Genomic DNA, 26,132 nt, shown 5'->3' with positions numbered 1-26,132 from the left:
TTTTTAGTGTTTAAACTATAAATTAGTCTCTTTGCTTACGGTGTTTTTTACCCATACGCTTTTGCATTTTTGCAAACTTTTCTTGCTGCTCTGCGTTAAGTACCTGCATTACTTGATGCTGTGTTTTTAGCTTAATTAAGCCAAACTCAGTACCTTTTTCGTGGCGTGCGGCTAATAGCTCTTTTGCAGCGTTTTCGTCAAATGTTGGTGCGCTAAGTAGAGCATCCATTTTCTCTTTTTGAGCCTTACGCTGTGCTTTACGGGCTTCTTTATCATCGCCGCGCAGTGCTTTCATCTGTGTTTTTTGCGCTTCAAAAATAGCTTCAAGCTTAGTTTGCTGTTCTTGCGTTAAATCAAGCTTGTCGGCACCGCGCTCAGATAATAAAAAACGCGCTTGAGAATGGCCTTGCTTATCGTGCATGCCGCCTTTTGCTAATACGCTACCGGCGCCAAGTGTAGCCGTTGCTAGACCACAAATAAGTACTAATTTTGAAAGTGTATTTACTTTAGTCATAATCATCACCTTAATATTGGATGGATTGAATTTGGTTGTGGCTGCTTAGCCAGTGAGTTAACTATACCTCTTGCAACGCAAAGTAACGCAAAGCAGTGTAAAGGTTGTGTAAAGATTCACTTTTGCACAATTTAAGAAGTAAAATAACCATATAGAAATTGCCTAAGGGTTTGAAATGAAGCTATTAATGATTGATGACGACACAGGTTTGTGCGAACTACTTACTGAATATTTAGCCGCGCAAGGTTTTGACGTACAAAGCGTTCACGATGGCGAGCGAGGTTTAAAGCTTGCTCTATCAAATGACTACGCGCTGATATTGCTTGATGTCATGCTCCCCACCCTTGATGGCTTTGAAGTACTTAAACAACTTAGGCAAACAAAGCTAACACCGGTTATTATGCTTACTGCAAAAGGCGAAGACTTTGATCGCATTTTTGGCTTAGAGCTTGGCGCAGACGATTACATACCCAAACCCTTTAATCACCGCGAGTTACTTGCCCGAGTAAAAGCCATTACCCGCCGTATAGAGCACATAAATAGCCTAAACGTTGCAACGCCTAGCAAAATGAATATAAATGGCATTACGGTTAATTTGGCAGCCCGAGAGGCCGCTATTAACGAGCACACCCTCACGCTTACTGGCACAGAGTACGAAGTACTGGTGTTATTAATTAAAAATGCCGGGGAAGTTGTCAGTAAAGAGCAAATAAGTGAAGAAGTGCTAGGCAGGCGCTTAGCTTCGTTCGACCGCTCAATTGATATGCACGTTAGCAATATTCGTAAAAAAATAGCTGAGCATATTCAAGGCGAGCGAATAAAAACAATGCGAGGAACAGGTTATGTCTTCATCCAAGGTGAGTAACAAACATTACTTTGCATGGCTAAAGCACCCTCGACATTATTTATTTTTTAAAATATTTATTTGGTTTTGGCTAACAATAACGGGCACGGTGGCTGCGCTTATATTTTTAAGCAACATTACGGCAATTAATGCAGTAAGCACCGAGCCTTTGCGGGGGCCAATGAAAAAAAACCTAATTTATACTGCCAAAAGCATTGAGCGAAGCGCCACTAAACACAAACGCACCCTTGCTGATGTTTTATCGCACCCTAGGCTTTCAAAACGAAAAATTTTATTTTTAGGCGCGGCACAACCCGAAGACGCATTAAGCAATAAAGAGATCCCCGCTGAAATAGATTTAAACTTACTTAGCTTTAGTCAAAACTTGGCGCCACAGGTCATTTTTACCGAAAAATACCAAGCTTTCGGCCCTGTTAATATTAGTGTGCCAGAGGGGCAGTTTTACCTCTACGAAATAGACATTAACCACCAACCTCCTTTGCTCATGCGCTTCAAGTTAATGCCGAATTGGATGAAAGTACTCGTGGCTATTTTTGCCTCTTTAATCCTGAGTTTTATTTTTAGCCGCAATTTAATCGCCCCAATTAACAGCCTTAAAAAAGCAGCTATAAAACTTTCATCTGGCGATTTGTCAGCGCGAGTTGCCATACCTGCAAGCAGAAAAGACGAGTTAGGGGTACTTGGGCGCGACTTTAACAGCATGGCTAATCAGCTTGAGCAACTTATTAGTGCCCAAAAGCGCTTACTGGCTGATATATCTCATGAGTTACGCTCCCCGCTTACGCGTTTAAAAATGGCAACAGGCCTTGCACAAATGCAAGCCAACGAGGCAAGCCAATCGTATTTATTACGTATAGAAAAAGAAGCAAACCAGCTTGATAAAATGATTGCTGACGTGCTGCAAGTGTCGCGTTTAGAAGCGCAAAGCCAAACTCTGTCACAGCAAAAGCAATCGTTAAAAGATATAGTAGAGCACGTATTAAACGATGCGCAGTTTGAAGCCAAGCAAAATACTAAAACACTTACTTTTAGTGGCAATGCCGATGTAATGCTAAGCTGCGATGAATCATTAATTGCCAGCGCACTCGAAAACCTATTACGTAACGCAATAAAATACGCGCACAGCAACATTAGCTTTAACGTACACTATAACAACCAAATCTATATAGAGATTTGCGACGATGGCCCTGGCGTTCCAAATGAGCAACTGAGCAAGCTTTGTGAGCCCTTTTTTAGGCAATCTGATGCTCGCGACAGAGTAAGTGGCGGCACAGGGCTTGGCTTAGCTATCGCTAAAAATGCTATTATTGCCCACGGCGGTAGTTTAGCGCTATCTAATAAAGAAAAAGGCGGGCTTTGTGCCAATATCACCCTGCCACTAATTAAAGAGTAAACATGTTTTACAGTACCGAATCAGCGCTTGAAAGTAACCAAGCACGCATTAATCACTTTTACGAAAATGTACTTAATAAAAACTATTTTAATGCATCTGAAGGTAAACTGTTTTTTGCTTACGCAGTGCCAGAAACAGCTAACACTGCCATAGTAATTAGCTCTGGGCGCATAGAAGGGCTTGAAAAATACAAAGAGCTACTGTGGGAGCTTTACACGAATAACTATGCGGTATTTATAGCCGACCACCAAGGGCAAGGCCGCTCGTATCGACCGTTAAAAAATAAGCACAAAGGGTATGTAAAACGCTTTAGTGACTACAGTGCCGACTTAGATTTATTTAACCAACATATTGTAAATAAACACTGGCAAGGCAAAAAAATATTATTAGCCCACTCTATGGGCGGCGCTATAGCGTACGATTATTTTGCAAATTACCCGCATACTTTCAGCGGTGCGTTTTTATCTGCGCCCATGTTTGATATTTACACTAAAGGTATTCCTAAACCGGTAGCTAAATTTATAGCCCGCGCCGCCACAAAGCTCGGTTTTGGCTACAGTTATGCGCTAGGGCAAAACGATTACAACCCAGAAGAATTTGCGCTTAATACCTTAACCAGCAGCCAAGTGCGGTACAACCTCTTTAGGCTCACTTATCAACAACAGCCACTTTTACAGTTAGGCGGCGTTACATATGGCTGGTTAAATGCAAGCTTTGCTTTTATGTCTGCCGTGGATACCCACACAATCAACCTCCCTATTTTTATTGCCAGCGCACAAAACGATGAAGTGGTTGATAACAACGCGCAACAAAAGCTCGTAAATAGGCTCCCTAACGCCGAGCTGAAAAGCTTTGCAGGGGCTAAGCACGAGCTATTGTTTGAACGCGACGAAATTAGAAAACCTGTGCTTATGCGCTTGTATCAGTTTTGTTCTTCGTTTGATACTTAGGTACCACCGAAAGCGGATCTAGATGAATTAAAATATCAACCTCAGAGTCAAAGCGCTCGGCAAGCGCCTTTTCTACATCGTCAGCCACATTGTGGGCACGTATTAAACTTAAATGATCATCAAGCTCTAAGTGCATTTGCATAAACTTAATTTTACCGCCTTGGCGAGTGCGAATATCATGTACACCGTGTACATCTTTATGTGCGTTAGCAATATCTAAAATACTTTGCTTTTCATCATCTGGGAGTTCTTTATCCATAAGATGATCGGCACTCTCACACGCAATATCCCAACTGTTATAAAGTAAGTAACCGGCAACGCCTATAGCAAACAGCGGATCTGCGTATAACACCCCATAGTACGAGAGCAAAATAGCAAGTAATACCGCGGCATTTAAAATTAAATCCCCTTTGTAATGCACCGAGTCTGCTTTAATAGCGATGGATTCGGTATGCTTAACCACTTTGATCTGAAAAAACACAATCACTAACGTACAAGCAATAGCAAATATACTCACCCACACACCCAACAGTGAATGACTAAGCACAATTGGGTTAAATAATCGCTCAATACCGTGAAACGCCAATAAGCACCCCGACCCTGCTATAAACGCAGCCTGACCAAGTCCGGCTAGGGCTTCTGCTTTGCCATGGCCAAAACGGTGATCGTCATCTGCTGGGCGCAGTGCATACCCTAGCACTAAAAAGCTCATGGCCGTGGCGGTAATATCCATTAATGAGTCGGTTAATGAGCCAAGCATAGAAGCTGAACCCGATGCCAACCACGCCCAGGTTTTAGCGGCTATCATTAAGCTAACCATAACCATGGTAACTATGCTTGATGTTTTAACCCAAAATTCGTAACTACGGTGATGCACGTTAATATTCACTACTTGCGGTATTCAATGGCGCGAGTATATCATTTTTTTTACCGGTTTCGTGTATACTGCCACTCGTCAAATTATAGATTAATAGAAAGGCGCATTATGCTGGATATCGTTTTATATCAACCTGAAATTCCACCAAATACAGGAAATATCATACGCTTGTGTGCAAACACAGGTTACTCATTGCATTTAATTGAGCCATTAGGTTTTGAGTGGGACGATAAGCGAGTAAAACGTGCCGGGCTAGATTACCACGAGTTTAGTAACGTACAGCGCCATGCCTCGTTTGAAGCCTACCTTGAAAAGTGCCAACCTAAAAAAGTGTATGCATGCACCACTAAAGGCAGCCAGTTTCATCACGAAGCCAGTTATCAAGCAGGTGATTGCTTGGTGTTTGGGCCAGAAACTCGCGGCCTCCCCGATGAGATGATTCAAGCGCTACCTAACGATCAGCGTGTGCGCATTCCTATGCAGCCCAATAGCCGTAGTATGAACCTATCTAACGCAGTGGCGGTATTCGTTTATGAATCTTGGCGCCAGCTAGGCTTTCCTAACGCGCAATAAGCACCTTGTACCAAACAATAAAAAACCGACATAGCGTCGGTTTTTTTATAGCAAAGCAAGTTCATGCTTTTAATAAAGTGAGTATTATATGCTCATTTATTCGGCGCGCTGCTCTCGGCCTAATAATGCCATGGCGGCTTCTTTCATATCTTTATTTTCATAAAGTACTTTATAAATTTGCTCAGTAATAGGCATTTCTACACCGGCGCGTTGTGCTAATAAATACACTTCTTTTGTGTTTCTAAAGCCTTCAACAACTTGCCCGATAGACTCAATAGCAGCATCAACCCCTTCACCTTTACCTAATGCCAAACCAAAGCGACGGTTGCGCGATTGATTGTCGGTACATGTTAAGATTAAATCGCCAAGTCCGGCCATACCCATAAAGGTTTCTTGCTTTGCACCTAAGGCACACCCTAAGCGCGTTAGCTCAGCTAAGCCGCGAGTGATCAGTGCTGTACGTGCATTAGCACCAAAGCCCACCCCATCAGACATACCTGCACCAATGGCTATTACGTTTTTAACCGCGCCACCTAACTGAATGCCAATAAAGTCATCGTTGTTATACACGCGGAACGAGCGCCCACAATGGAGAAGATCTGCAAGTTGTTGCGCAAACTCCGTTGAGGTAGACGACACCGATATAGCAGTAGGTAGCCCCATTGCCATTTCTTTTGCAAAGGTTGGCCCTGATAAAACCGCAAGCGGCATCTCATCACCTAGTTCCTGCAGGGCAACCTCTTGTAACAAGCGACCAGTATTTGGCTCAAGCCCTTTTGTTGCCCACGCAACTTGCGCACCTTCAACCAGCGCAGGTTTAATTTGCTGCAATGTATCTGCAAAGGCATGGCTTGGCACAACCACAAGTACAATGGCACTGCTGGCTACGGCTTGTTGTAAATCGGCTTGTAATAAAAGAGTGTCGGGGAATGGTACATCAGGAAGGTAACGTTGATTTTTCCGCTCAGCTGCAAGCGTGGCAACGTCGTCGCTATTGCGACCCCAAAGTGTCACTTGGTGACCATTTCGGGCTAAGCAAATAGCAAGAGCGGTGCCGTAAGACCCCGCTCCTAATACGGTAACAGCTGAAGTTGCTGTACTCATAAATTATGCGTCTGCTGAAACCTGCTCAGCTTGCGCAGTACGTTGTTGCATGTATTGTGCAAATAACGCATCAAAGTTCACTGGCGCAAGGTTAAGCTGTGGGAAAGTACCACGGTTAACAAGATTAGATACGGCTTCACGCGCGTATGGGAATAACACGTTAGGGCAGTATGCACCTAGCATATGTGCTAGTTGTACTTCTTCAAGCTCACCAACTGTAAAAATACCGGCTTGCTGAATTTCACATAAAAACGCAGTTTCTTCACCAATAGAAGCAGTAACCGTTAGTGCTAAAACCACTTCAAACACACCTTCGTCTAGCTTATTAGAGCGCGTGTCTAGGTCTAGCTTAACTTCTGGCGTCCATTCTTTTTGAAAAATCGCAGGCGAGTTAGGCGTTTCAAACGATACATCTTTAGTGTAAATACGTTGAATAGTAAATTGTGCGCCACCTTCTTGTGCTGCTGCGTTTTGATTTTCTTCGTTCATTGTGCTTCCTACGTGTTAGTTTTTATAATTAAAATTAAGCATTTAGCTTAGCGTCAAGTTTACCTTGCGCTTCAATAGCCATCATGTCGTCGCAGCCACCGATATGTTCATCATTAATAAAAATTTGCGGTACTGTGCTTGCGCCACCTGCTTTAGCAATCATTTCATCGCGAAGCTCTGGTTGAACACCAATATCAATATTTGTGTACTCAACGCCTTTACTGTTTAAAAGTGCAAGAGCACGTTGGCAAAATGGACAGTACGCTTTGGTGTATAAAACAACATTACTCATAATAAATCCTCTATCGGTACTACTAAACTGATTAGCGACCTGTTGTAGTTGGAAGGCTGGCAGATTGCCACGACCCCATACCACCTGATAATACATAAACCGATTCAAAGCCTGCTTTATGCATTGCATTAGCAATACCTTGAGCAGTCATGCCTGTGGCACATACTAGTATAATGGGTTTGTTCTTGTGCTTTTCAAGGCTTGAAAAGTCAGATTGTTTTGCTTTTTCAGGGCTTAAGTGTTCAGCACCCGCAATACGACCTGCGTTAAATTCTTTTTGAGCACGAATATCAACTACTTTGCCATCTTCACGATTAATAAGAAGTGTTAATTGCTGTGGGTTTATTTCTCTAACTGCTGAAAACTTGCTCTTTATCCAGCCGCTTACAATAAGGAATACAAGACCAACCCAAGCTAGGCTTAAAATAGGATGATTTGTAATAAATTCAATATATTGATCCATTCTACTTCCACTATGAAATTATGTTCTAAATCTAGGGGCGTGTTGGCCTTTGTGGATTGAAATTTGTTCAATCTAGAGGCGATTAAATCGCGGCGCGAGATTTGTAACCTAGTGGGCTAAGTAAAAACCGAGCAAAGCTTCCGCGTCCTGCTCACGCCCTTACCTACATCCATGTAGGCAACAAAAAGGTAATAGTCCCTAGAAAGAACCCAACGGGCAGCGCATGTTTGGTATTTATGCTACGTTATCGCCTATTTATGGGGAGTAACCACACTTCATAGACTCTGCCTTACCTAAAAACCAAACATACTGCTGCAAATTCAGCCACCAAAGTGCAACACGCCCTAATATTCTAGGTATTTTGTACTTTAGCCACGCAAGTATACCCAAACCAAGTTAAAATGCGAGTTTGCTGCGCTTTAAAAACACATAAAGCACCCCATATATGAAAGTAAGTAAAAAATTTAATATCTTGTTCTCAGTGCTGATTCTGGCGCTAAAACACGGTATGCTAAAACTAACCAGATAACCTTTTCGGTGCACAGTGCCCATCAACAGGTGCTAATTTTCAGGAGCTATTATGACAGAGCATAAAAAACCACTGGTATTAATGATTTTAGACGGTTGGGGATACCGCGAAGATGAGCAAAGCAATGCGATTCTTGCAGCCAACACCCCCGTTTTAGACAATCTATGGGCAACCCGCCCACGCACATTAATTTCAGGCTCAGGTTTAGATGTAGGCTTACCTGAAGGGCAAATGGGTAACTCAGAAGTAGGCCATGTAAATTTAGGTGCTGGTCGTGTTGTTTATCAAGACTTTACTCGCATTACCAAAGCAATCAACGATGGCGAGTTTGACTCAACTCCTGCACTTGTTGAAAACATCGATAAAGCAATCGCTGCAGGCAAAGCCGTGCATATTATGGGTTTATTAAGCCCAGGAGGTGTTCACAGCCACGAAGATCATATTGTCGCGAGTATTCAATTAGCCGCTAAACGCGGTGCAAAAGAAGTATATTTTCATGGCTTTTTAGATGGCCGTGATACACCACCACGCAGTGCTAAAGCATCAATAGAGCGTATAGAAGCCTTATTTGCCGAGCTAAATTGTGGCCGCTTAGCGTCTCTTGTGGGGCGTTATTACGCCATGGACAGAGACAACCGTTGGAACCGTGTAGAAAAAGCCTACAATGTAATGGCATTAGGTGAAGGCGAGTTTAATTATGCTGATGGTGTGTCGGCATTAGAAGCCGCCTATGAGCGCGACGAAAACGATGAATTTGTAGCTCCAACCACCATCACGCCACAAGGCACTGAAGCAGCACAAATTAATGATGGCGACACTATCATCTTTGCTAATTTTAGAGCCGACCGCGCCCGTGAAATCACCCGTGCCTTTGTAGAGCCAGGCTTCGATGGGTTCGAAAAGAAAAAATCACCACAGTTAAGCGCATTTGTAATGATGACAGAATACTCAGCCGATATTGATGCCCCTGTCGCATTTGGCCCTACGCCATTGGTAAACGTATTAGGTGAATGGCTTGAAAAAAATGGCAAAACGCAGCTACGTATTTCTGAAACAGAAAAATACGCTCATGTTACTTTTTTCTTTAGTGGCGGACGCGAAGATGAATTTGAAGGCGAATCACGCGAATTAATTCCTTCTCCACAGGTTGCCACTTACGACCTTCAGCCAGAAATGAATTCTGAAATGCTAACCGACAAACTTATTGAAGCCATTAAAAGCGGTAAGTTTGATGCCATTATTTGTAATTACCCGAATGGCGATATGGTGGGTCACTCTGGTGTGTTTGAAGCCGCGGTTAAAGCCTGTGAAGCAGTTGATGCATGTATAGGCCGCGTGGTAGAAGCGCTAGATGAGTTTGGTGGTGAAGCGCTTATCACAGCCGATCACGGTAATGCAGAGCAAATGGCAAATACTGCCACGGGCCAAGCTCATACCGCTCACACTAGCGAGCCAGTGCCATTTATTTATGTAGGACGCGATGCAACGCCAAGTGAAGGCAAAGCATTAAGTGATGTAGCACCTACTATGCTACACCTGATGGGCATGGAGCAACCAAGCGAAATGACCGGTACGCCAATCATGACGTTGAAATAACACATGAGCAAACCAGTAAATTGGTTTAGTGTTTATACATTTGTATTGGTTTCGTTAGTGGTTGCACCTGCAACCGCTAACGAAAACCGCACTAAAAAAGACCTATCTGAAGTGCAATCTGCATTAGAACAAAGCCAAGCAGAGTACAACGCACAGCGAAAAAAAATTGCCGCACTGCAAAAAAACTTAAAAAAACACGAGCTAGAAATAGCTAAAAACGCTAAAGCTCTCAATATGGCTGAGCAATCAGTAAAAGAAACAGAGCAAAAACAACAAGCCCAGCAACAAAAAGCACAGCAATTAAAAGCGCAACACGCGCAATTTCAAGCCATTTTAGCGGCCCAGCTAAAAAGTGCTTACATGGCTGGGGGCGACGACTACCCCAAAATGCTTTTAAACCAGCAAGACACAGCTAAATTTGAGCGTACCTTAAGCTATTACAACTATTTAAATAAAGCGCGCATAGAGCAAATTGAAGAGCTTAAAGTACTACAACAACAAATTGCAGAAAACCAAGCTGCACTTGCCAAAACCAAACAAAAATTAGCCGCCTTATTTGAAGAACAAAAAAGACGCCAAAGCGCGCTAGTAAATGCCCAAAGCGAGCGCCAAACTAATCTTAAAAACTTACAAGCACAGCTCAATAGCACTAAAAGCTCGATTAATTACTTAAAAGACAACGAGCAAACATTAATCACCACCATTGAAGAACTTGAGCAAGAGAAGAATCAAAAAATTGAATTGCTCGGCCTTAATAAAAGTAAAGGCAAGCTTAATTGGCCCAGCAAAGGAAAGCTAAAACACACATTTGGTCAGCGCAAACATGGCGGCATAGACTGGAAAGGCGTGTTAATTGGTGCAAAAGAAGGCACTAATGTAAACAGTATTAATAATGGCCAAGTTGTTTTTGCTGATTGGCTTAAAGGCTTTGGCTGGGTTATTGTGGTTGATCATGGTGAGGGCTTTATGAGCCTATACGGCCATGCGCAAACATTATTAAAAGATGTGGGCGACATGGTTCGAGAAGGCGAAACGCTGGCATTAGTAGGTCAAAGCGGCGGACAGTCGAGTTCTGGTCTATACTTTGAAATACGCCACAAAGGACGCGCAGTAAATCCTGTTAAATGGTGCAGACGTATTTAAGTGAATAAAACAGCTGCACCGCATTAGGAGCAGCTGATGACTCAAAAAATACCACAAACACGCTCATGTCCCTCTTCCCGTACGCGCTATTTGTTTTTATTGTGCGCATTGACCTGTATTGCTATTTTTTGTTTTAGCAATTCATTACTTGCCAGCTCAGTTAAAGATCTTAAAAGTCAGCAAATTTCTGAAATACTTTTCAACATTAAAGCCTATTATGTTGATGACTTGTCACTGACAAAAGGTGCACAGGGTGCCTTTAATAATCAGCAAGTAGAAATTTTACTCGACCAGCTAGACCCTTATTCTAAATACCTCAATGAAAATGACTTAGACGCTTTGTTTAATAATACAAATGGCCATTACACTGGCGTGGGCATTGAAGTGAAAGACATTGACAGTGACATTACTATTGTCGGTGTAGTTAAAAACTCCCCAGCCAAAAAGGCCGGTATTTTAGCGGGCGATATTATTGTTAGTGTTAATGATATAAACACGCAAACAGGTAGCTTAGAGCAAGTAGCTGCGTTGATAAAAGATACCCGCTTTAACGCGGTTAAACTAACAATAAAGCGCGCAGGGCAGCAGCAACCAATTAGCTTTGCGGTAAATCGCAAAGAAATAAACTTAGAAAGCGCCACTAGCCAATTACTCGACTCAGGCACTGGATATTTAGCCATAAATAATTTTTCTAATCACACCTTACATGAAGTGGCGCTGCAGGTAGCTGCACTTAAAAATGATTATCGCACGCCCCTTAAAGGGTTAGTCATTGATTTACGTGACAACCCAGGTGGTACTTTACAAAGTGCAGTGGCGGTAGCGGATCTATTTTTACAAAGTGGCACTATAGTCACCACTAAAGGGCGCTATTACGACGCTAACCAAGCCTACTACGCTAAACGAGGTGACATACTAAAAGGCTTGCCTATTGTGGTGCTTATTAATGAAAATTCGGCCTCTGCGGCTGAAATACTCGCCGCTGCTTTAAAAGATAATAAGCGTGCTACAGTGGTTGGTAATCAGTCTTATGGCAAAGGCTCGGTGCAATCTTTGATCCCACTTGGTGATGGTAATACAGCGCTAAAATTAACAACTGCTAAGTACTTTACACCTGCGGGCGTATCGATTGAAGGCGTAGGAGTTACCCCTGATGTAGCAATTGCGCAAGCAACCCTTCCACAATCAAATAAAGCCGTTATAATAAAAAATGAGCAGAACAAAAATGCACCACAATTTGAACATGAAATACTGGGCGACTTACAGTTAGTAAAAGCTAAGCAATTACTTAGCATGCAATAGTAAATAATCTGAACTCTAGGTAAGCGATTTAATAACAGAATAAATATTAACACTATTAGATTCTGCTATTCTCTAGCTATAAGTTTTAAGTAAATTCAAAGCAGTTAGCGCTAAAAATAGCTGCTGAGATAGCTTTATTACCCGGCGCTGAGATTAAAAAATACCCTTAATAAATTAAAAAGATAATAAAAACTATAAACGTGAAAATAATAAAATGGCTGTTGTTGGCTATCTGCTTTGTATCTAGCACTGCTTGGGCAAAGCAAATAGCCATCGTAATTGATGATATTGGCTATCATCAGCGAGATTTAGAATTTCTTACCTTACCAGGGCAATTGTCGTATTCAATTTTGCCCCACACACCCTACTCTCAAATTTTTGCCACGCTTGCCAGCCAAGCAAATAAAGAGCTTTTATTGCATGTACCTATGCAAGCCTTGAACGGTAAAGCACTCGGCCCTGGTGGGCTCACTGTAAATATGGATAAAGAACAGCTACAAAAAACTTTAGGCACCGCACTGGCAAGCTTACCGCAAGTAAAAGGGGTTAATAACCATATGGGGTCGGCACTCACTCAACAAAGCCAAGCCATGAAGTGGACTATGGAAGTACTTAAAAAACGTAATTTATTCTTTTTAGATAGCCGTACTACCGACTTAAGCCAAGCGCAAAATGCGGCAAATTTTATTGGGGTTGAAAATATAGGCCGCCATGTGTTTTTAGACAATATAACCACGCATGAGCAACTGCAGCAAAGGCTGGATGAGCTAAAATATAAAGCGACTAAACATCACTTTGCCATAGCGATTGCCCACCCCTACCCAGAAACCATCGACTTTTTACGCCAAGCGCTACCTGAGCTCACTGAGCAAGGCTTTGAACTGGTACCAATCTCACAGCTGGTAGAACGTAAGTATGTACAAATAGCCCAACAACAAGCCATTTCATTAAACTGATGGAGTAAGCGAGCACCTTACTCCATCAGTTAATTTAACTCAATTATAAGTATGGTATTTATAAAACAAATGTCGCTACCTTGGCATTTAGATCTGTAGCTCTGTCTTTTAATACTTCGGCTTGGCTTAAATGCGCGGTAGCTGAGGTAGTTATTTCATCGGTTACATCTTTAATGGCAACCGTATTTCTAGTAATTTCATTGGTCACTTGCGTTTGCTCTTCTGCTGCAACCGCTATTTGACCCGCCATATCAGAAATCTCATTTACCGCCAAAGTAATTTCTTCTAGTGCGTGTGCGGCAGCATTTACATCATCCACACTATTGTTGGCATAGCCCTTACTGCTGTCCATCAAGCTCACTGCTTTTTTAGTGGTGTTTTGTAAGGTTTCTATAGTGGTATAAATTTCGGCTGTAGAGTTTTGTGTTCTTCTTGATAACACGCGCACTTCATCGGCAACCACTGCAAAACCACGCCCCTGCGATCCCGCACGGGCGGCCTCTATTGCAGCATTAAGTGCTAAGAGATTTGTTTGCTCTGCAATTTCTTGAATGGTAGTTAAAATGCTCGATATAGCCTGAGCATGCAAACTTAATTCACCAATAACTGTGGTAGTTTGGTCTATTTCGCCCGCGAGTGAATTAATCGTGTTTCTGGTTTTATCAACTAACAGCTTACCTTCACGGCTACTTTGTGCCGATTGTTGCGATGCGGTTGCGGTGTTTTCTGCATTAGCGGCAATTTCATGGGTTGCACTCGCCATTTCTGTGACCGCGGTAGCAACCATAGCCACTTCTTGTTGCTGGCGCTGCAACTCACTGACACTGCTTTGGTTGGTGATCAAGCTTTTCTCTGCATCAAAGTCTAAGTCAGTAGCTAATTGACGAATATGACTGATCAGTTCATGTTGGCTGCTAACAAAACGATTAAAACTACCAGCCAGAACCCCAACTTCATCTTGCGTATCAACAGTTATACGCTGGGTTAAATCACCGTTACCATCTGCAATTGTTGATAAAGCTTGCGACACTCGGCTCAAAGGGGCGAGCAATACACCCAATAACCATGAAATAGCCAACACACTCAGTAAAAGTGCTACTGCAACCAGCACTAATTGGGTCAGCAATAAACTAATAAGCGGAGCCTCTAAAGTTTGTTTATCCAATACAAACAGCAACTGCCAATCTGTATTGTTAATGTTTTCACCCCAAACTAGCTTCTCTCGGTCTTCACTCTCAAAGTAAACAGGAGTAAATTCACCGTTTTGACTGTTAGATAAAATTAATTGATGATTTATTTTCGAGTCAATACGCGTAATATCTGCCATTACTTTTCTAGCGTCTTTGTAGGCAACCACAGTGCCATCTTTATGCATCATAATGGCGTACCCATCCGCAGGCAAAGACATTGTATTGACGCTATCGGCCAAGGCCTCAATCGATAAATCCCCCGCAACCACACCGCTTTGCGTGGTTTTAGCAATAGAAACAACCAACAGATTATACGCGGTATCTAAATAAGGTTTGGTAATTACGGTGCTACTTTGAAGCAGTGCTTGTTTATACCATGGACGAGTGCGCGGATCGTAGCCGGTGCGATCAATACTGGGATCAGAGTCAGTCATTTTTCCGCTACTATCTCCAAAGTAAGTTAACTGAAAGCCACCTGAAAATGCTGCTTGCTGTAGTGCGCTGAGCGTGTTGTCCTCAACCTTATTCGCAACCGATTTAATTATCTGCTGACGACTAGCTAGCCAATTTTCAATACTCGTAGCCTGTTGCTTACCAGATTGGCTTACGTTATCAATACTGCTTTTTAGCAGTAACGCTTTTTGAGAGGTATAGCTATTCCAGGACAGCAATACAATAATAACGGCTAGGGCAAGAACGACCGATAGCAAGATTTTTTTCTTTAGTGAATATGAGTTCATATTGAGTGTAAATACTCGCGTTAAATGAAATTGAAAGGCAACAAACCAGCAATTAAATGACTTAATTAAGCTACGATTTGAGCGATAAGTCGCTCAGGTGCGCGAATATTTTCATATACCCAAATTAAAAACAAACTAAAATCATCTATTTAAATTAAAACCAAACTTATTCATTAATTTTAAATAGCGTACATTTAATTAAAAGATACATAGATGTGACTAGAGGTAAGCAGAACAAGACAAACGATACTTTCTATTAACCTTTTTAGTTAGCTTTTTTAGTTAAAAAAAAGCCCCGCATATTAATGCAGGGCTTTTTAAGTTTTACATTTTTTGCGCTATTAGCTCATAGCACTTTGCAGCTTTTTCATCGCTGTTTTTTCTAGCTGGCGAACACGCTCAGCAGATACACTGTATTTTTCAGCAAGCTCTTGTAGTGTTGCTTTGTCATCAGACAACCAGCGTGCACTTACAATGTCTTGTGAGCGTTCGTCTAGCGTTTTAAGCGCGCTAAATAAACGAGTATGTGACTGCTCTTGCCATTGTTGCTGCTCAATATCGTCAGCTAAATCAGCTGAGCCGTCTGTTAAATATTGTACTGGTGAATATGTACTTGTTGGTGCGTCGTCGTTATCGTCGCCCGTTAAGTCAAAGCCCATGTCTTGGCCGCTCATGCGCGATTCCATTTCACGAACTTCTTTTTCACTCACACCTAGCTCATTAGCTACAGTGCTTACTTCAGCTTGGTTAAACCAACCTAAACGTTTTTTGTTTTTACGAAGATTAAAAAACAATTTACGTTGCGCTTTAGTGGTCGCAACTTTTACGATGCGCCAATTTTTAAGCACAAACTCATGAATTTCTGCTTTAATCCAATGAACAGCGAAAGACACTAAACGTACACCCACACTTGGGTCGAAACGCTTAACCGCTTTCATCAGGCCTATATTGCCCTCTTGGATTAAGTCGGCTTGCGGTAAACCATAACCCGAGTAGCTTTTAGCAATATGTGCTACAAAGCGTAAATGCGACATAATGAGTTGCTTTGCAGCACTAAGATCGCCTTCTTCTTGAAGTCGTGTTGCTAGCTCTTTCTCTTGCTCAGCTTTAAGCATAGGAATTGTGCTAACCGCTTGAAGGTAGCCGTCCATGCTTGCGCTTTGTTGCCCAACTGTAAGTGCCATTGCGTATAAATCTTTACTCATTTTTCACCTCGGTGATAAACATTTGAAACCATCTTAGCACTCTTTCTCTAAGAGTGCTAACCCCAATTTAAAACTTTTTTTAAGCGTAAATCAAGCGGTTTTTTAGTGTATGTTAAGTCTACTACATGCGACTGAATAAGTGATGAACTAAGGGATTGCAAGAGATTAGCGCAAGCGTAACAGCGCATTTACAACTAATCTCATTTGAGGATAATAATATACAAACATGACATTTTTGAGTCAGCCATTAGCAGCTGTACTCATACTTTATCAGGCTCAATTTCTTTAATATATCGGTTAACCGATAAGTAAGAACCAATAAAGCCTAAGCTGGTTGCTAGTAATACTAATGCGCCAAACTCATTAAGCGTTAAACCAATTAACGAAAAGCTTGTTTGATACACGCCTGCAACGCTGCTTACTGCGCTAGTTAACCACCACATCATTAAGGCAATACAAATAAATGCAAACAAGCCCCCTATAACACCATACCAAATGCCGGTCCACAAAAACGGAGCATGTATAAATGTATTGGTAGCACCTACTAACTTCATTACTTGTATTTCTTCTTTTTTATCCATAATCGATAAACGAATCGTATTACCAATAATAAGCGTGACAGAGGTAAGAAGTAATAAAGCAATTGTGATAACGCTTTCTTTTAATAAGTCTAATAATGCATTTAGGCGCTCAAGCCAAGCAATATCAAGCTTACCAAAATCTACTTCGCGCTCGTTCTCAAGCTTTGTAAGCAGCGCTTTAGCCGCATTAGGCTGGCGATGCCGCTTAGTAGGTGTCACTAATACAACATCGGGTAGCGGGTTGCTATCTAGGTATTCTAAAGCTTGCCCAAACCCCGACACATCTTTAAATTCAGTTAATGCTTGTTGCTTAGAAATAAATTCAACACTTTCTACCTCGGCGTAAAGTGCTAAACGCTTTACTAAGGTTTGTGTTTCTTGTTCGCTCATACTTTCTTTTACAAAAAGCGATATTTCACTGGCTTCTTCAAACCCGCTACTGACTTGCTGTACATTTTTTACGACTAAATAAAGCGTTGCAGGCAATGTTAAACTTAGCCCAAGTACAGCAATTGTCATTAATGATGCAAGTGGCGTACGCCACATTTCACCTAAACTATGCACACCTTGGCGAAAAATATTAATAATAAAAAAATAACCGCCAGCTATGGCTGATTTTTTTTGTTTATCGTTTGAGTTTTGGCGTCCTTTAAATAACAAGCTCACAGCGTGCCCTCCGCAAGTGGGTCTTCAAGCATTCGGCCATCTTTTAAAGTCAGGCTACGGTATTTTAAACGCGACACCAGACCAAGGTCGTGTGTTGCTATAAGTACTGTCGTACCGTGTTTATTAAAATCTTCAAAAAGCCTTAATATTTCCATAGAGAGCTCGGGGTCAAGGTTACCCGTTGGTTCATCAGCTAATAAAATAGGCGGAGAATTTACAATCGCTCTGGCAATACCTACGCGTTGCTGCTCACCACCAGAGAGTGTAGAAGGATGGCATTTAACTTTATCTAACAGCCCTACTTTATCTAGCGCACCATGAACTCGTTTAGCGATTTGTTTATGATGAGTGCCTTCAATAATCAACGGCAGTGCAACGTTATCAAACACAGTGTAACGCTCTAACAATCGATGATTTTGAAAAATAATACCAATATCGCGGCGCGCATAAGGAATTTGCCGAGAATTAACTTTATTTAAATCAACACCATTAATTAGCACGTTGCCTGCAGAGGGGCGCTCCATTAAGCTAATGAGCTTTAATAAGGTACTTTTACCCGCACCACTGTGGCCTGTTAAAAAAGCCAGTTCGCCAGGTTTAATATGAAATGTAACTTTTTCGAGAGCGCGATGCCCACCCGGATAGGTTTTACTTACTTGCTGAAAATTTATCATTTTTTATTATGCCAGTCCCAAATTAGTAAAATGGAATTCCTTAGCTAGGGCCTGTTGACCTTTGAGGATTGAAATTTGCTCTGCCTAGAGACTATTTAATCGCGGCGCAAGGTTTATAGCCCAGAAGGCTAAGTAAAACGGAGCAATAAAAAGTAAATAGTCCAAAGGGCAGCGCATGTTTAATCTCAAAAGATAAACAGACCAAAAAAGGGAGCAAGCTCCCTTTTATGTATTAAGCGTCATCCTCATCTTGGCTAAATAAAGCGTCAATAAAGTCATCGCTTTTAAATGCGCGTAAATCATCAATACCTTCGCCAACACCAATGTAACGAATAGGAATATTAAACTTATCTGCAACCGCAAATATAACCCCACCTTTAGCAGTACCATCAAGTTTTGAAAGGGTAATACCGGTTAACCCAACACATTGATTAAATAAGTTTACTTGGCTAATTGCATTTTGACCTGTACCCGCATCAATGGTTAGCATAACTTCATGCGGTGCATCAGGGTCAATTTTCTTCATTACGCGGGCTATTTTTTCAAGCTCTTGCATTAAGTTATCTTTATTTTGCAAGCGCCCTGCTGTATCGGCAATTAATACATCTACATTACGCGCTTTAGCGGCTTGAAATGCATCAAACACCACCGAGGCACTATCTGCACCAGTGTGCTGGGCAATAACAGGAATGCTGTTACGCTCGCCCCACACTTGCAGCTGCTCTACGGCTGCTGCACGAAAGGTATCACCTGCGGCCAACATAACCGACTTACCTTCATTTTGAAATTGCTTAGCTAACTTACCAATGGTTGTCGTTTTACCTACGCCGTTTACACCGACCATTAATATAACAAATGGTTTTTTATCAGCACGTATCTCAAGCGGTTGCTCAGCTGTTTTAAGCATTGCGGCCATTTCTTGCTTCATTAATTCATAAAGCGCATCGCCATCTTTAAGCTGCTTGCGATCAGCTGCATCAGTAAGGCTATCAATCAGCTTCATGGTGGTATCAACACCTAAATCGGCGGTAAGAAGCTGTGTTTCTAAATCTTCAAATAAATCATCGTCTATTTTTTTACCACTAAAAATAGATGCAAAGCCAGAGCCTATATTTACACGGGTTTTTAATAACCCTTTTTTAAGACGTGAAAAAAAGCCTTCTTTTTTAGGCTTTTCGGCAAGTTTAGCTTCTTCTTTTGCAAGCTCTGCCGTAATGCGCTCTTGCTTTAAACGATCAGCTTCGGCCTCTGCTGCAATACGTTCTTGCTCTGCACGTTCAGCTTCTGCCTGTTCTTGTGCAATACGCTCTTGTTCTAAGCGTTCAGCTTCTGCTTGCTCTGCGGCAATTCGCTGTTGCTCTAAACGCTCAGCTTCTGCTTGTTCTGCTGCAATACGCTGCTGCTCTAAACGCTCGGCCTCTGCTTGTTCTGCTGCAATACGTTCTTGCTCTAAACGTTCAGCTTCTGCTTGTTCCTGTGCAATTCGCTGTTGCTCTAAACGCTCAGCTTCCGCTTCTGCAGCAATACGCTCTTGCTCTGCACGTTCAACTTCTGCTTGCTCTGCGGCAATACGCTCTTGCTCTACACGTTCAGCTTCTGCTTGCTCTGCGGCAATACGCTCTTGTTCTAAGCGATCAGCTTCTGCTTTTTCTGCAGCAATACGTTCTTGCTCTGCACGTTCAGCTTCTGCCTGTTCTTGTGCAATACGCTCTTGTTCTAAACGCTCAGCTTCAGCTTTTTCTGCTGCAACACGCTCTTGCTCTAAACGCATTTGCGCTTCTTGCTCTGCTAAACGAGCGGCTTGTGCTTGTTGTTGTACCTGTGCTTCAGCTTGCTCTTTCGCAAGCAACTCAGCGTTGGCTTTTTCAATTGCTAATTTTTCATCTTGCTCAGCTTGCTCGCGCTCTGTGTCTAAACGTTGTTGCTCAGCTCGCTGTGCAGCCATTCGCTCTTGCTCTAAACGCATTTGCGCTTCTTGCTCAGCTAGACGAGCAGCTTGTGCTTGTTGTTGCGCCTGTGCTTCGGCTTGCTCTTTTGCAAGCAACTCTGCATTAGCCTTTTCAATTGCTAAACGCTCTGCTTGTGCTTTTTCAGCAGCAATACGTGCTTGTTCTTCACGCTCTGCTTCGGCCTTTTCTGCCGCTAAGCGCTCAGCCTCTTGTTGCTGAGCTAATGCCTGTTGTTTATCAGCTTCTGCTTGTTTTTTATCTGACTTACCAAAACCGAGCCAAGACATGAATTTACTTTTTTTTGCCATACTTGCTAATAACCACTTATAAAAATCTGATAAACTAAAATTTGAAATAGCTTGGTGTGGCTCAGCAAAGCGTGCCGGCCAAACAACCGTTCAAAACGTAAGTGCTAAATAGTAACACTTTTAATGCGGTTGAAAAATGAAGCTAAACGTAAACTACGCACAATATTATCTGAGCTAGATCCCTTATACCATTTTTTAGTGACCTAAATGAGAAAAAAAACAACGAAAAATAAAGCAATTAGCAAATCTACTGACGGCTTTATTAGAGTAATCAGCGGGCAATTTCGTGGCCGTAAACTGCCGGTAAAAAATGTAGAAGGGCTACGCCCAACAACAGACCGCATTAAAGAAACCGTGTTTAATTGGTTAATGCAAGATACGCGCGATGCAACAGTTCTCGATTGCTTTGCAGGCTCTGGCGGGCTTGGCTTTGAAGCGCTTTCTCGGTTTGCCAAAAGCACCACGTTTATCGAACTAGATGCCTCGGCTGCTAAGCAAATTGAGCAAAATATTAGTACCTTAAAGCTTGAAAATGCACAGGTAAAACACACTAATTCACTCTCATATTTAGAGCAAAAGAATACAAATTCACCATTTAATTTAGTTTTTGTTGACCCACCATTTCGTAAAAACTTAGCGCAAAGTAGCTGTGATTTATTAGAAAATAACCAATGGCTTAGCGAAGACGCGCTCATTTATGTTGAGGTAGAAACCGAACTAAGCAGCTTTTCACAACCAGATAACTGGCTGTTAATTAAAGAAAAAAAAGCAGGGCAAGTATTCTGTAGGCTATACCAACGCCAGCCAAATTAACACTATTTAAGCCGCTGCATTTCTGTTAATATTATCCTTTACATGTGGTGTTGCTTCGGATTACAATACCGCACCATTTTTGAACCACTTGATCAATGTTTGATCAACTTGAGCAACGCTCATAATTTAGGTAGGTGAATTTTTAATGCCAGTAATTAAAGTAAGAGAGAACGAACCGTTTGACGTAGCACTTCGTCGCTTCAAGCGTTCATGTGAAAAAGCAGGTATCCTTTCAGAAGTTCGTCGTCGCGAGCACTATGAAAAGCCAACAGCTGAGCGTAAGCGTAAAAAAGCTGCAGCGGTTAAGCGTCACATGAAGAAGCTTTCTCGCGATAACGCACGTCGCGTTAAATTATACTAATAGTATTAGGTCTTGTATAAATGAGCCTTTTAATAACGCTAAAAGATGCGCAAAAAGATGCGATGAGAGCGAAAGACAAACAACGTCTTAACCCTATTCGCATGGTGCTTGCCGCAATCAAGCAACGTGAGATTGACGAGCAAATAACACTAGACGACGCAGGTATTACCTCCGTTATAGTGAAGCTTGTTAAACAACGTCGTGATTCTTACACTCAGTACAAAGATGCTGGGCGTGAAGATTTAGCCGAAATTGAAGCCAATGAGATCGCAGCACTAGAAACTTTTTTACCTCAACAATTGAGTGAAGAAGAAATAGTTGCCCTTATTGATGCGGCTATTGCTGATACTAATGCAGCAGGTATGCAAGACATGGGTAAAGTAATGGGCATAATCAAAAGCAAAGCCGAAGGACGTGCCGATATGGGCAAGCTTTCTGGTTTAATTAAGCAACGATTAACAGCCTAATACTCCCACATACACAAAGTATGATTAAAGCAAACCGAGCCTAGTGCTCGGTTTCTTCGTTTAAGTAGACAAACAAAACGCTTTTAAGTAATGCTCGTGCATGTAATTAAGTGATTTATTGTGTAGCTACAAAAGCACATTGAGGGCTAGGTAAAATGGGTTATTTAGGGCTATCACTTACTGCGCCTGCACTGCTCTACCTTCAATATCCTAGCTTTGCACGCTGTTAGCGTCAGGTTTAGCACCTAAAAATGATTAAGTATTATTGCCCATGGATATAATGTAGCTTTTTAGCTTACCAATACCCCTTTTATAAATGCGCGCATTGTGTTGAAATTACACCTCACCAATTGTTAGGACTACTTACAAAACATGGCTGGAAAGATCCCACGAAATTTTATTGACGATTTACTCGCCAGAACAGATATTGTAGAGCTAATAGACTCTAAAGTTGGTCTTAAAAAAGCAGGCAAAGACTACCAAGCTTGCTGCCCTTTCCATAACGAAAAATCTCCCTCGTTTACTGTTTCTCAAGATAAACAGTTTTACCACTGCTTTGGCTGTGGTGCTAATGGCAACGCTATTTCGTTTGTTATGGAATACGACAAGCTTGAATTTGTTGATGCCATAGAAGAGCTCGCAAGCCTTTTAAATTTAGACGTACCTCGCGAGAAAGGCAGTAGCTCAGCACCTGAGCGCACGGCAGCGCAAAAGCGCTCAGATTACGATTTAATGTTACACACAGCACGCTTTTACCAGCATCAATTAAAGCACCACAGTAACTCTGCTGCGGTGATTGACTATGTAAAAGGGCGTGGTTTAAGTGGCGAAACCGTTAAAAAGTTTATGATTGGTTATGCGCCGAGCGAATGGGAAGCGCTGTGCCAACAACTTGGCCGAACAAAAGAGCAAAAAGAACAGCTGGTCGAGCTTAAGCTCGCCTCCGAAAAAACACCAGGTAGGCAGTTTGATTTTTTCCGCGATCGGTTAATGTTCCCTATTCGTGATAAACGTGGCCGTGTTATTGCCTTTGGCGGGCGTGTAATGCAAGCCGACCAAGGGCCTAAATACCTCAACTCACCAGAGACCCGCATTTTTCATAAAGGCTTTGAGCTATATGGTCTTTATGAGGCAAAACAAGCACATAAAAAGCTTGAGCATGTACTTATTGTAGAAGGTTACATGGATGTAGTTGCACTTGCAGAGCAAGGTATTGAATATGCCGTAGCTGCGCTTGGTACCGCAACAACAAGCGAGCATATGCATACGCTATTTAGAACCACCGACAAAGTTATTTGTTGTTACGATGGCGACAGAGCGGGCCGCGACGCTGCATGGCGAGCACTAGAAAATGCTCTGCCCTACTTAAACGATGGCAAAGCATTACACTTTGTATTTTTACCTGACGGCGAAGACCCCGATTCACTGGTTCAGCAAGAAGGTAAAACACAGTTTGAGCAACGCTTAAGCCAAGCAGATGATTTTACCAAAGTGTTATTTAATAAGCTTAGCCAAGAAGTAGACCTAACACTAGACTCAGGCAAAGCGAAGCTATTAAGTGCCGCTTTGCCGTTAATTGAAAAAATTCCGAGTGAATTTTACCAAGAAAATATTTTAGAGCAGTTAGGGCGATTAATTGGCCGTACGCGTGAGCAGCTAAATAGCCGCTTAAAAACACCAAAGCAACAACACGCTGTTGAGCGAAAATTTAAAATTACCCCAATGCGCCAAGCTATTGGTATTTTAATTCAGCACCCACAGTTAGCTAAAAGTGTGCCCCATTTGCCAGAATTGGCGCAAATGAACATAGCAGGGATTGGTTTGCTACTGCGCTTACAAGAGCGCGCACTGCAAAAAGACAATGCTAACACAGCGGTTTTACTCGAATCATTTAGAGATTCCGAAGATTACGAACCGCTAGTAAAGCTTGCCACATGGCAGCACCAAATTAGTGATGAGCGTTTAGAGACTGTTTTTCAAAATACTTTTAAATTTATTGAAGATCAGTGTTTAAATTATCGACTAGAGACCCTATTAATAAAGGACAAGACACAGGGCTTATCAAGTGATGAAAAACTAGAATGTCATTTACTTATGACAGCGCTAAAAGCGAGTAACAGCTAGTCAGACTTGATTTAAACTGTTATACTGTGCTATTCACTGCGTCACATTATTAAAGTTAGTTAAAAGGCTAACTCTATGATGACGCCTGTTGTATCAACTTATCAGAGTGGAAGAAACAATCTCTATGGATCCAACTCCTCAGTCACAATTAAAACTTCTGATTCAAAAAGGTAAAGAGCAAGGCTACTTAACTTTTGCTGAAGTAAATGATCACCTTCCACAAGACATAATCGACTCAGATCAAGTAGAAGATATCATTAGCATGATTAATGACATGGGTATCAAGGTTAGCGAAAACGCGCCTGATGCTGATGAATTAATGATGCAAGAAACCACGACAGACGAAGACGCAGCAGAAGCTGCTGCTGCAGCCCTTGCAACTGTAGAAAAAGAAATTGGCCGTACAACTGACCCAGTGCGCATGTATATGCGTGAAATGGGTACTGTTGAACTTCTTACACGTGAAGGCGAAATTGTAATCGCTAAGCGCATTGAAGAAGGTATCAACCAGGTACAAATTTCTGTTGCCGAATACCCTGAAGCGATTACTTACCTACTTGAACAGTGGGATAAGTTTGAAGCAGAAGAAATGCGCTTAAGCGACATTATTTCAGGCTTTTTCGACCCTAACGAAGACGAAGCGCAAATCTCAGCAACTCACATCGGCTCTGAATTAAGTGAAGAACAACTTGATGAAGACGATGATGAAGATGACAAAGACAGCGATGACGATGAAGACGAAGAAGAAGTAGATACAGGCCCAGATCCAGAAGAAGCCCGTATTCACTTTGAAAACTTACGTGATTTATACGTTAAAGCTCGCGCTACCTTTGATGAAAAAGGGCGTTCGCACCCAGATTCTCAAGCCGCTATTTTTGAAATTGGCGAGCTTTTCAGAACCTTTAAATTAGTACCAAAACAGTTTGATCGCATGGTTAACAACATGCGTGAAATGATGGATAGAGTGCGTATTCAAGAACGCCTTATCATGAAACAAGCGGTACAAATTGCTAAGCTACCTAAGAAAACGTTTATTAAGCACTTTGCTAATAACGAAACTGACTCAGCGTGGCTAGACCTAGAAATAAATGCTAACGAAAAACATTCAGCTAAACTTGAAGAAGTGAAGCCTGAAATTATTCGTTGCATCCAAAAGCTATGTGTAATTGAAGAAAGCACAGGCTTAAGCATTGAGCGTATTAAAGACATTAACCGTCGTATGAGCATTGGTGAAGCAAAAGCGCGCCGTGCGAAAAAAGAAATGGTTGAAGCTAACTTACGTCTTGTAATCTCAATTGCTAAAAAATACACAAACCGTGGTTTACAGTTCTTAGATTTAATCCAAGAAGGTAACATTGGCTTGATGAAAGCGGTAGATAAGTTTGAATACCGCCGTGGTTATAAGTTCTCGACTTATGCTACGTGGTGGATTCGCCAAGCGATTACCCGCTCAATTGCTGACCAAGCAAGAACAATCCGTATTCCAGTACATATGATAGAAACGATTAATAAACTTAACCGTATATCTCGTCAAATGTTACAAGAAATGGGTCGTGAGCCAAATCCTGAAGAATTAGCAGAACGCATGATGATGCCTGAGGATAAAATCCGTAAGGTACTTAAAATTGCCAAAGAGCCAATTTCGATGGAAACACCAATCGGTGATGATGAAGATTCGCACTTAGGTGACTTTATCGAAGATACCACTATTGATTCGCCAATCGACTCGGCAACAATGGAATCTCTTCGTGGCGCAACAAACGACGTGCTAGCAGGCCTTACAGCCCGTGAAGCTAAAGTACTTCGTATGCGCTTTGGTATTGATATGAATACCGACCACACCTTAGAAGAAGTAGGTAAACAGTTTGACGTAACACGTGAGCGTATTCGTCAAATAGAAGCGAAAGCACTGCGTAAATTACGCCACCCTTCTCGCTCTGATTTACTAAAAAGCTTTTTAGACGCTAAATAATTTAGCGCTTCATATAAACTAAAAAGGCCGCTGTAG

General features: G+C 41.9%; 24 protein-coding genes. 13 read left to right on the top strand and 11 right to left on the bottom strand.

Annotation, left to right across the window (positions count from 1 at the left end; genetic code table 11):
* Positions 1–22: 22 nt before the first annotated feature.
* Entirely contained in the window at positions 23–514 is a 492-nt protein-coding gene (locus tag MSC25_RS16715) for a Spy/CpxP family protein refolding chaperone (RefSeq protein WP_004588607.1), read from the bottom strand.
* Positions 515–689: 175 nt separating this feature from the next.
* On the opposite strand from MSC25_RS16715, the gene MSC25_RS16710 reads away from it, so the two are divergent.
* The 3 genes from MSC25_RS16710 to MSC25_RS16700 are packed head-to-tail and all read left to right on the top strand — an operon-like array spanning position 690 to position 3,722.
* Positions 690–1,379 (top strand): response regulator, encoded by a 690-nt coding sequence (locus MSC25_RS16710; RefSeq protein WP_248443998.1) that lies wholly within the window; start codon positions 690–692, stop codon positions 1,377–1,379.
* Positions 1,357–2,772 carry an ATP-binding protein gene (locus MSC25_RS16705; protein ID WP_154945868.1) on the top strand — a complete coding sequence of 472 codons (1,416 nt, stop codon included), beginning with the start codon at positions 1,357–1,359 and terminating at the stop codon, positions 2,770–2,772. Before MSC25_RS16710 ends, MSC25_RS16705 begins: the two co-directional genes overlap by 23 nt.
* Positions 2,773–2,774: 2 nt before the next feature.
* Positions 2,775–3,722, top strand: coding sequence for an alpha/beta fold hydrolase (locus MSC25_RS16700; RefSeq protein WP_055252664.1), 948 nt, complete (start codon positions 2,775–2,777; stop codon positions 3,720–3,722).
* Here the strand turns inward: MSC25_RS16700 and MSC25_RS16695 are convergent.
* A complete protein-coding gene (locus tag MSC25_RS16695; RefSeq protein WP_084554422.1) occupies positions 3,682–4,548 on the bottom strand; it encodes a cation diffusion facilitator family transporter in 867 nt (288 codons plus the stop codon). The two genes, MSC25_RS16700 and MSC25_RS16695, sit on opposite strands and share 41 nt — an antisense overlap.
* Positions 4,549–4,707: 159 nt before the next feature.
* Between MSC25_RS16695 and trmL the strand changes: the two genes are divergently transcribed.
* A complete protein-coding gene (gene trmL, locus MSC25_RS16690; protein WP_004588612.1) occupies positions 4,708–5,172 on the top strand; it encodes a tRNA (uridine(34)/cytosine(34)/5-carboxymethylaminomethyluridine(34)-2'-O)-methyltransferase TrmL in 465 nt (154 codons plus the stop codon).
* Between the two features lie 96 nt (positions 5,173–5,268).
* On the opposite strand, the gene gpsA is transcribed toward trmL, so the two are convergent.
* From gpsA to MSC25_RS16670, 4 genes are read right to left on the bottom strand one after another with little or no spacing between them, the layout of a single operon-like run.
* Entirely contained in the window at positions 5,269–6,276 is a 1,008-nt protein-coding gene (gene gpsA, locus MSC25_RS16685) for an NAD(P)H-dependent glycerol-3-phosphate dehydrogenase (protein ID WP_024031407.1), read from the bottom strand.
* 3 nt (positions 6,277–6,279) lie between these two features.
* Positions 6,280–6,765 (bottom strand): protein-export chaperone SecB, encoded by a 486-nt coding sequence (gene secB / locus MSC25_RS16680; RefSeq protein WP_004588614.1) that lies wholly within the window; start codon positions 6,763–6,765, stop codon positions 6,280–6,282.
* Between the two features lie 34 nt (positions 6,766–6,799).
* Positions 6,800–7,057 carry a glutaredoxin 3 gene (gene grxC / locus MSC25_RS16675; RefSeq protein ID WP_004588615.1) on the bottom strand — a complete coding sequence of 86 codons (258 nt, stop codon included), beginning with the start codon at positions 7,055–7,057 and terminating at the stop codon, positions 6,800–6,802.
* 31 nt (positions 7,058–7,088) lie between these two features.
* Positions 7,089–7,520 (bottom strand): rhodanese-like domain-containing protein, encoded by a 432-nt coding sequence (locus tag MSC25_RS16670; protein WP_096042348.1) that lies wholly within the window; start codon positions 7,518–7,520, stop codon positions 7,089–7,091.
* Positions 7,521–8,100: 580 nt separating this feature from the next.
* Between MSC25_RS16670 and gpmM the strand changes: the two genes are divergently transcribed.
* The 4 genes from gpmM to MSC25_RS16650 all read left to right on the top strand — a co-directional run bounded on the left by gpmM (position 8,101) and on the right by MSC25_RS16650 (position 13,046).
* The gene (gpmM, locus tag MSC25_RS16665) at positions 8,101–9,645 is read left to right on the top strand and encodes a 2,3-bisphosphoglycerate-independent phosphoglycerate mutase (RefSeq protein WP_248443997.1); all 1,545 of its coding nucleotides are present in this window, start codon (positions 8,101–8,103) and stop codon (positions 9,643–9,645) included.
* 3 nt (positions 9,646–9,648) lie between these two features.
* A complete protein-coding gene (locus MSC25_RS16660; protein WP_248443996.1) occupies positions 9,649–10,788 on the top strand; it encodes a peptidoglycan DD-metalloendopeptidase family protein in 1,140 nt (379 codons plus the stop codon).
* Between the two features lie 36 nt (positions 10,789–10,824).
* Positions 10,825–12,090 carry a S41 family peptidase gene (locus MSC25_RS16655; RefSeq protein ID WP_248443995.1) on the top strand — a complete coding sequence of 422 codons (1,266 nt, stop codon included), beginning with the start codon at positions 10,825–10,827 and terminating at the stop codon, positions 12,088–12,090.
* Positions 12,091–12,290: 200 nt separating this feature from the next.
* A complete protein-coding gene (locus tag MSC25_RS16650) occupies positions 12,291–13,046 on the top strand; it encodes a divergent polysaccharide deacetylase family protein (RefSeq protein ID WP_096042352.1) in 756 nt (251 codons plus the stop codon).
* Between the two features lie 58 nt (positions 13,047–13,104).
* On the opposite strand, the gene MSC25_RS16645 is transcribed toward MSC25_RS16650, so the two are convergent.
* The 5 genes from MSC25_RS16645 to ftsY form a co-directional block, all read right to left on the bottom strand.
* On the bottom strand, positions 13,105–14,976 hold the full coding sequence (locus MSC25_RS16645; RefSeq protein ID WP_096042353.1) for a methyl-accepting chemotaxis protein: 1,872 nt from the start codon (positions 14,974–14,976) through the stop codon (positions 13,105–13,107).
* A 341-nt stretch (positions 14,977–15,317) separates the two neighbouring features.
* A complete protein-coding gene (gene rpoH, locus MSC25_RS16640; RefSeq protein ID WP_004588621.1) occupies positions 15,318–16,181 on the bottom strand; it encodes an RNA polymerase sigma factor RpoH in 864 nt (287 codons plus the stop codon).
* 260 nt (positions 16,182–16,441) lie between these two features.
* Positions 16,442–17,428, bottom strand: a complete 987-nt coding sequence (gene ftsX / locus MSC25_RS16635; protein WP_004588622.1) for a permease-like cell division protein FtsX — start codon at positions 17,426–17,428, stop codon at positions 16,442–16,444.
* A complete protein-coding gene (ftsE, locus tag MSC25_RS16630) occupies positions 17,425–18,102 on the bottom strand; it encodes a cell division ATP-binding protein FtsE (RefSeq protein ID WP_004588623.1) in 678 nt (225 codons plus the stop codon). Before ftsE ends, ftsX begins: the two co-directional genes overlap by 4 nt.
* Positions 18,103–18,334: 232 nt before the next feature.
* The gene (gene ftsY / locus MSC25_RS16625; RefSeq protein ID WP_248443994.1) at positions 18,335–20,359 is read right to left on the bottom strand and encodes a signal recognition particle-docking protein FtsY; all 2,025 of its coding nucleotides are present in this window, start codon (positions 20,357–20,359) and stop codon (positions 18,335–18,337) included.
* A 207-nt stretch (positions 20,360–20,566) separates the two neighbouring features.
* On the opposite strand from ftsY, the gene rsmD reads away from it, so the two are divergent.
* The 5 genes from rsmD to rpoD all read left to right on the top strand — a co-directional run bounded on the left by rsmD (position 20,567) and on the right by rpoD (position 26,096).
* Positions 20,567–21,172, top strand: coding sequence for a 16S rRNA (guanine(966)-N(2))-methyltransferase RsmD (rsmD, locus tag MSC25_RS16620; protein ID WP_004588625.1), 606 nt, complete (start codon positions 20,567–20,569; stop codon positions 21,170–21,172).
* A gap of 145 nt (positions 21,173–21,317) precedes the next feature.
* Positions 21,318–21,533 carry a 30S ribosomal protein S21 gene (rpsU, locus tag MSC25_RS16615; RefSeq protein ID WP_002957797.1) on the top strand — a complete coding sequence of 72 codons (216 nt, stop codon included), beginning with the start codon at positions 21,318–21,320 and terminating at the stop codon, positions 21,531–21,533.
* A gap of 20 nt (positions 21,534–21,553) precedes the next feature.
* Positions 21,554–22,000 carry a GatB/YqeY domain-containing protein gene (locus tag MSC25_RS16610; protein ID WP_004588626.1) on the top strand — a complete coding sequence of 149 codons (447 nt, stop codon included), beginning with the start codon at positions 21,554–21,556 and terminating at the stop codon, positions 21,998–22,000.
* A gap of 372 nt (positions 22,001–22,372) precedes the next feature.
* A complete protein-coding gene (gene dnaG / locus MSC25_RS16605) occupies positions 22,373–24,124 on the top strand; it encodes a DNA primase (RefSeq protein ID WP_024031414.1) in 1,752 nt (583 codons plus the stop codon).
* A gap of 124 nt (positions 24,125–24,248) precedes the next feature.
* On the top strand, positions 24,249–26,096 hold the full coding sequence (rpoD, locus tag MSC25_RS16600) for an RNA polymerase sigma factor RpoD (RefSeq protein WP_054983281.1): 1,848 nt from the start codon (positions 24,249–24,251) through the stop codon (positions 26,094–26,096).
* Positions 26,097–26,132: the final 36 nt, after the last annotated feature.

The sequence above is a fragment of the Pseudoalteromonas sp. 1CM17D genome (assembly GCF_023161805.1).
Classification (GTDB): Bacteria; Pseudomonadota; Gammaproteobacteria; order Enterobacterales; family Alteromonadaceae; genus Pseudoalteromonas; species Pseudoalteromonas atlantica.
This window is presented reverse-complemented; position numbering and strand designations above follow the sequence as displayed.

Excerpts from the sequence above, each read along its gene's own strand:
- MSC25_RS16705 (WP_154945868.1), top strand. The coding sequence starts at position 1,357 with ATGTCTTCATCCAAGGTGAGTAACAAACATTACTTTGCATGGCTAAAG.
- rpoH (WP_004588621.1), bottom strand. The coding sequence starts at position 16,181 with ATGAGTAAAGATTTATACGCAATGGCACTTACAGTTGGGCAACAAAGC.
- gpmM (WP_248443997.1), top strand. The coding sequence starts at position 8,101 with ATGACAGAGCATAAAAAACCACTGGTATTAATGATTTTAGACGGTTGG.
- MSC25_RS16645 (WP_096042353.1), bottom strand. The coding sequence starts at position 14,976 with ATGAACTCATATTCACTAAAGAAAAAAATCTTGCTATCGGTCGTTCTT.
- rpoD (WP_054983281.1), top strand. The coding sequence starts at position 24,249 with ATGGATCCAACTCCTCAGTCACAATTAAAACTTCTGATTCAAAAAGGT.
- ftsE (WP_004588623.1), bottom strand. The coding sequence starts at position 18,102 with ATGATAAATTTTCAGCAAGTAAGTAAAACCTATCCGGGTGGGCATCGC.
- MSC25_RS16660 (WP_248443996.1), top strand. The coding sequence starts at position 9,649 with ATGAGCAAACCAGTAAATTGGTTTAGTGTTTATACATTTGTATTGGTT.
- ftsY (WP_248443994.1), bottom strand. The coding sequence starts at position 20,359 with ATGGCAAAAAAAAGTAAATTCATGTCTTGGCTCGGTTTTGGTAAGTCA.
- MSC25_RS16715 (WP_004588607.1), bottom strand. The coding sequence starts at position 514 with ATGACTAAAGTAAATACACTTTCAAAATTAGTACTTATTTGTGGTCTA.
- MSC25_RS16655 (WP_248443995.1), top strand. The coding sequence starts at position 10,825 with ATGACTCAAAAAATACCACAAACACGCTCATGTCCCTCTTCCCGTACG.
- rpsU (WP_002957797.1), top strand. The coding sequence starts at position 21,318 with ATGCCAGTAATTAAAGTAAGAGAGAACGAACCGTTTGACGTAGCACTT.
- secB (WP_004588614.1), bottom strand. The coding sequence starts at position 6,765 with ATGAACGAAGAAAATCAAAACGCAGCAGCACAAGAAGGTGGCGCACAA.
- MSC25_RS16610 (WP_004588626.1), top strand. The coding sequence starts at position 21,554 with ATGAGCCTTTTAATAACGCTAAAAGATGCGCAAAAAGATGCGATGAGA.
- dnaG (WP_024031414.1), top strand. The coding sequence starts at position 22,373 with ATGGCTGGAAAGATCCCACGAAATTTTATTGACGATTTACTCGCCAGA.
- MSC25_RS16695 (WP_084554422.1), bottom strand. The coding sequence starts at position 4,548 with ATGGTTATGGTTAGCTTAATGATAGCCGCTAAAACCTGGGCGTGGTTG.
- MSC25_RS16700 (WP_055252664.1), top strand. The coding sequence starts at position 2,775 with ATGTTTTACAGTACCGAATCAGCGCTTGAAAGTAACCAAGCACGCATT.
- gpsA (WP_024031407.1), bottom strand. The coding sequence starts at position 6,276 with ATGAGTACAGCAACTTCAGCTGTTACCGTATTAGGAGCGGGGTCTTAC.
- grxC (WP_004588615.1), bottom strand. The coding sequence starts at position 7,057 with ATGAGTAATGTTGTTTTATACACCAAAGCGTACTGTCCATTTTGCCAA.
- MSC25_RS16710 (WP_248443998.1), top strand. The coding sequence starts at position 690 with ATGAAGCTATTAATGATTGATGACGACACAGGTTTGTGCGAACTACTT.
- trmL (WP_004588612.1), top strand. The coding sequence starts at position 4,708 with ATGCTGGATATCGTTTTATATCAACCTGAAATTCCACCAAATACAGGA.
- rsmD (WP_004588625.1), top strand. The coding sequence starts at position 20,567 with ATGAGAAAAAAAACAACGAAAAATAAAGCAATTAGCAAATCTACTGAC.
- MSC25_RS16670 (WP_096042348.1), bottom strand. The coding sequence starts at position 7,520 with ATGGATCAATATATTGAATTTATTACAAATCATCCTATTTTAAGCCTA.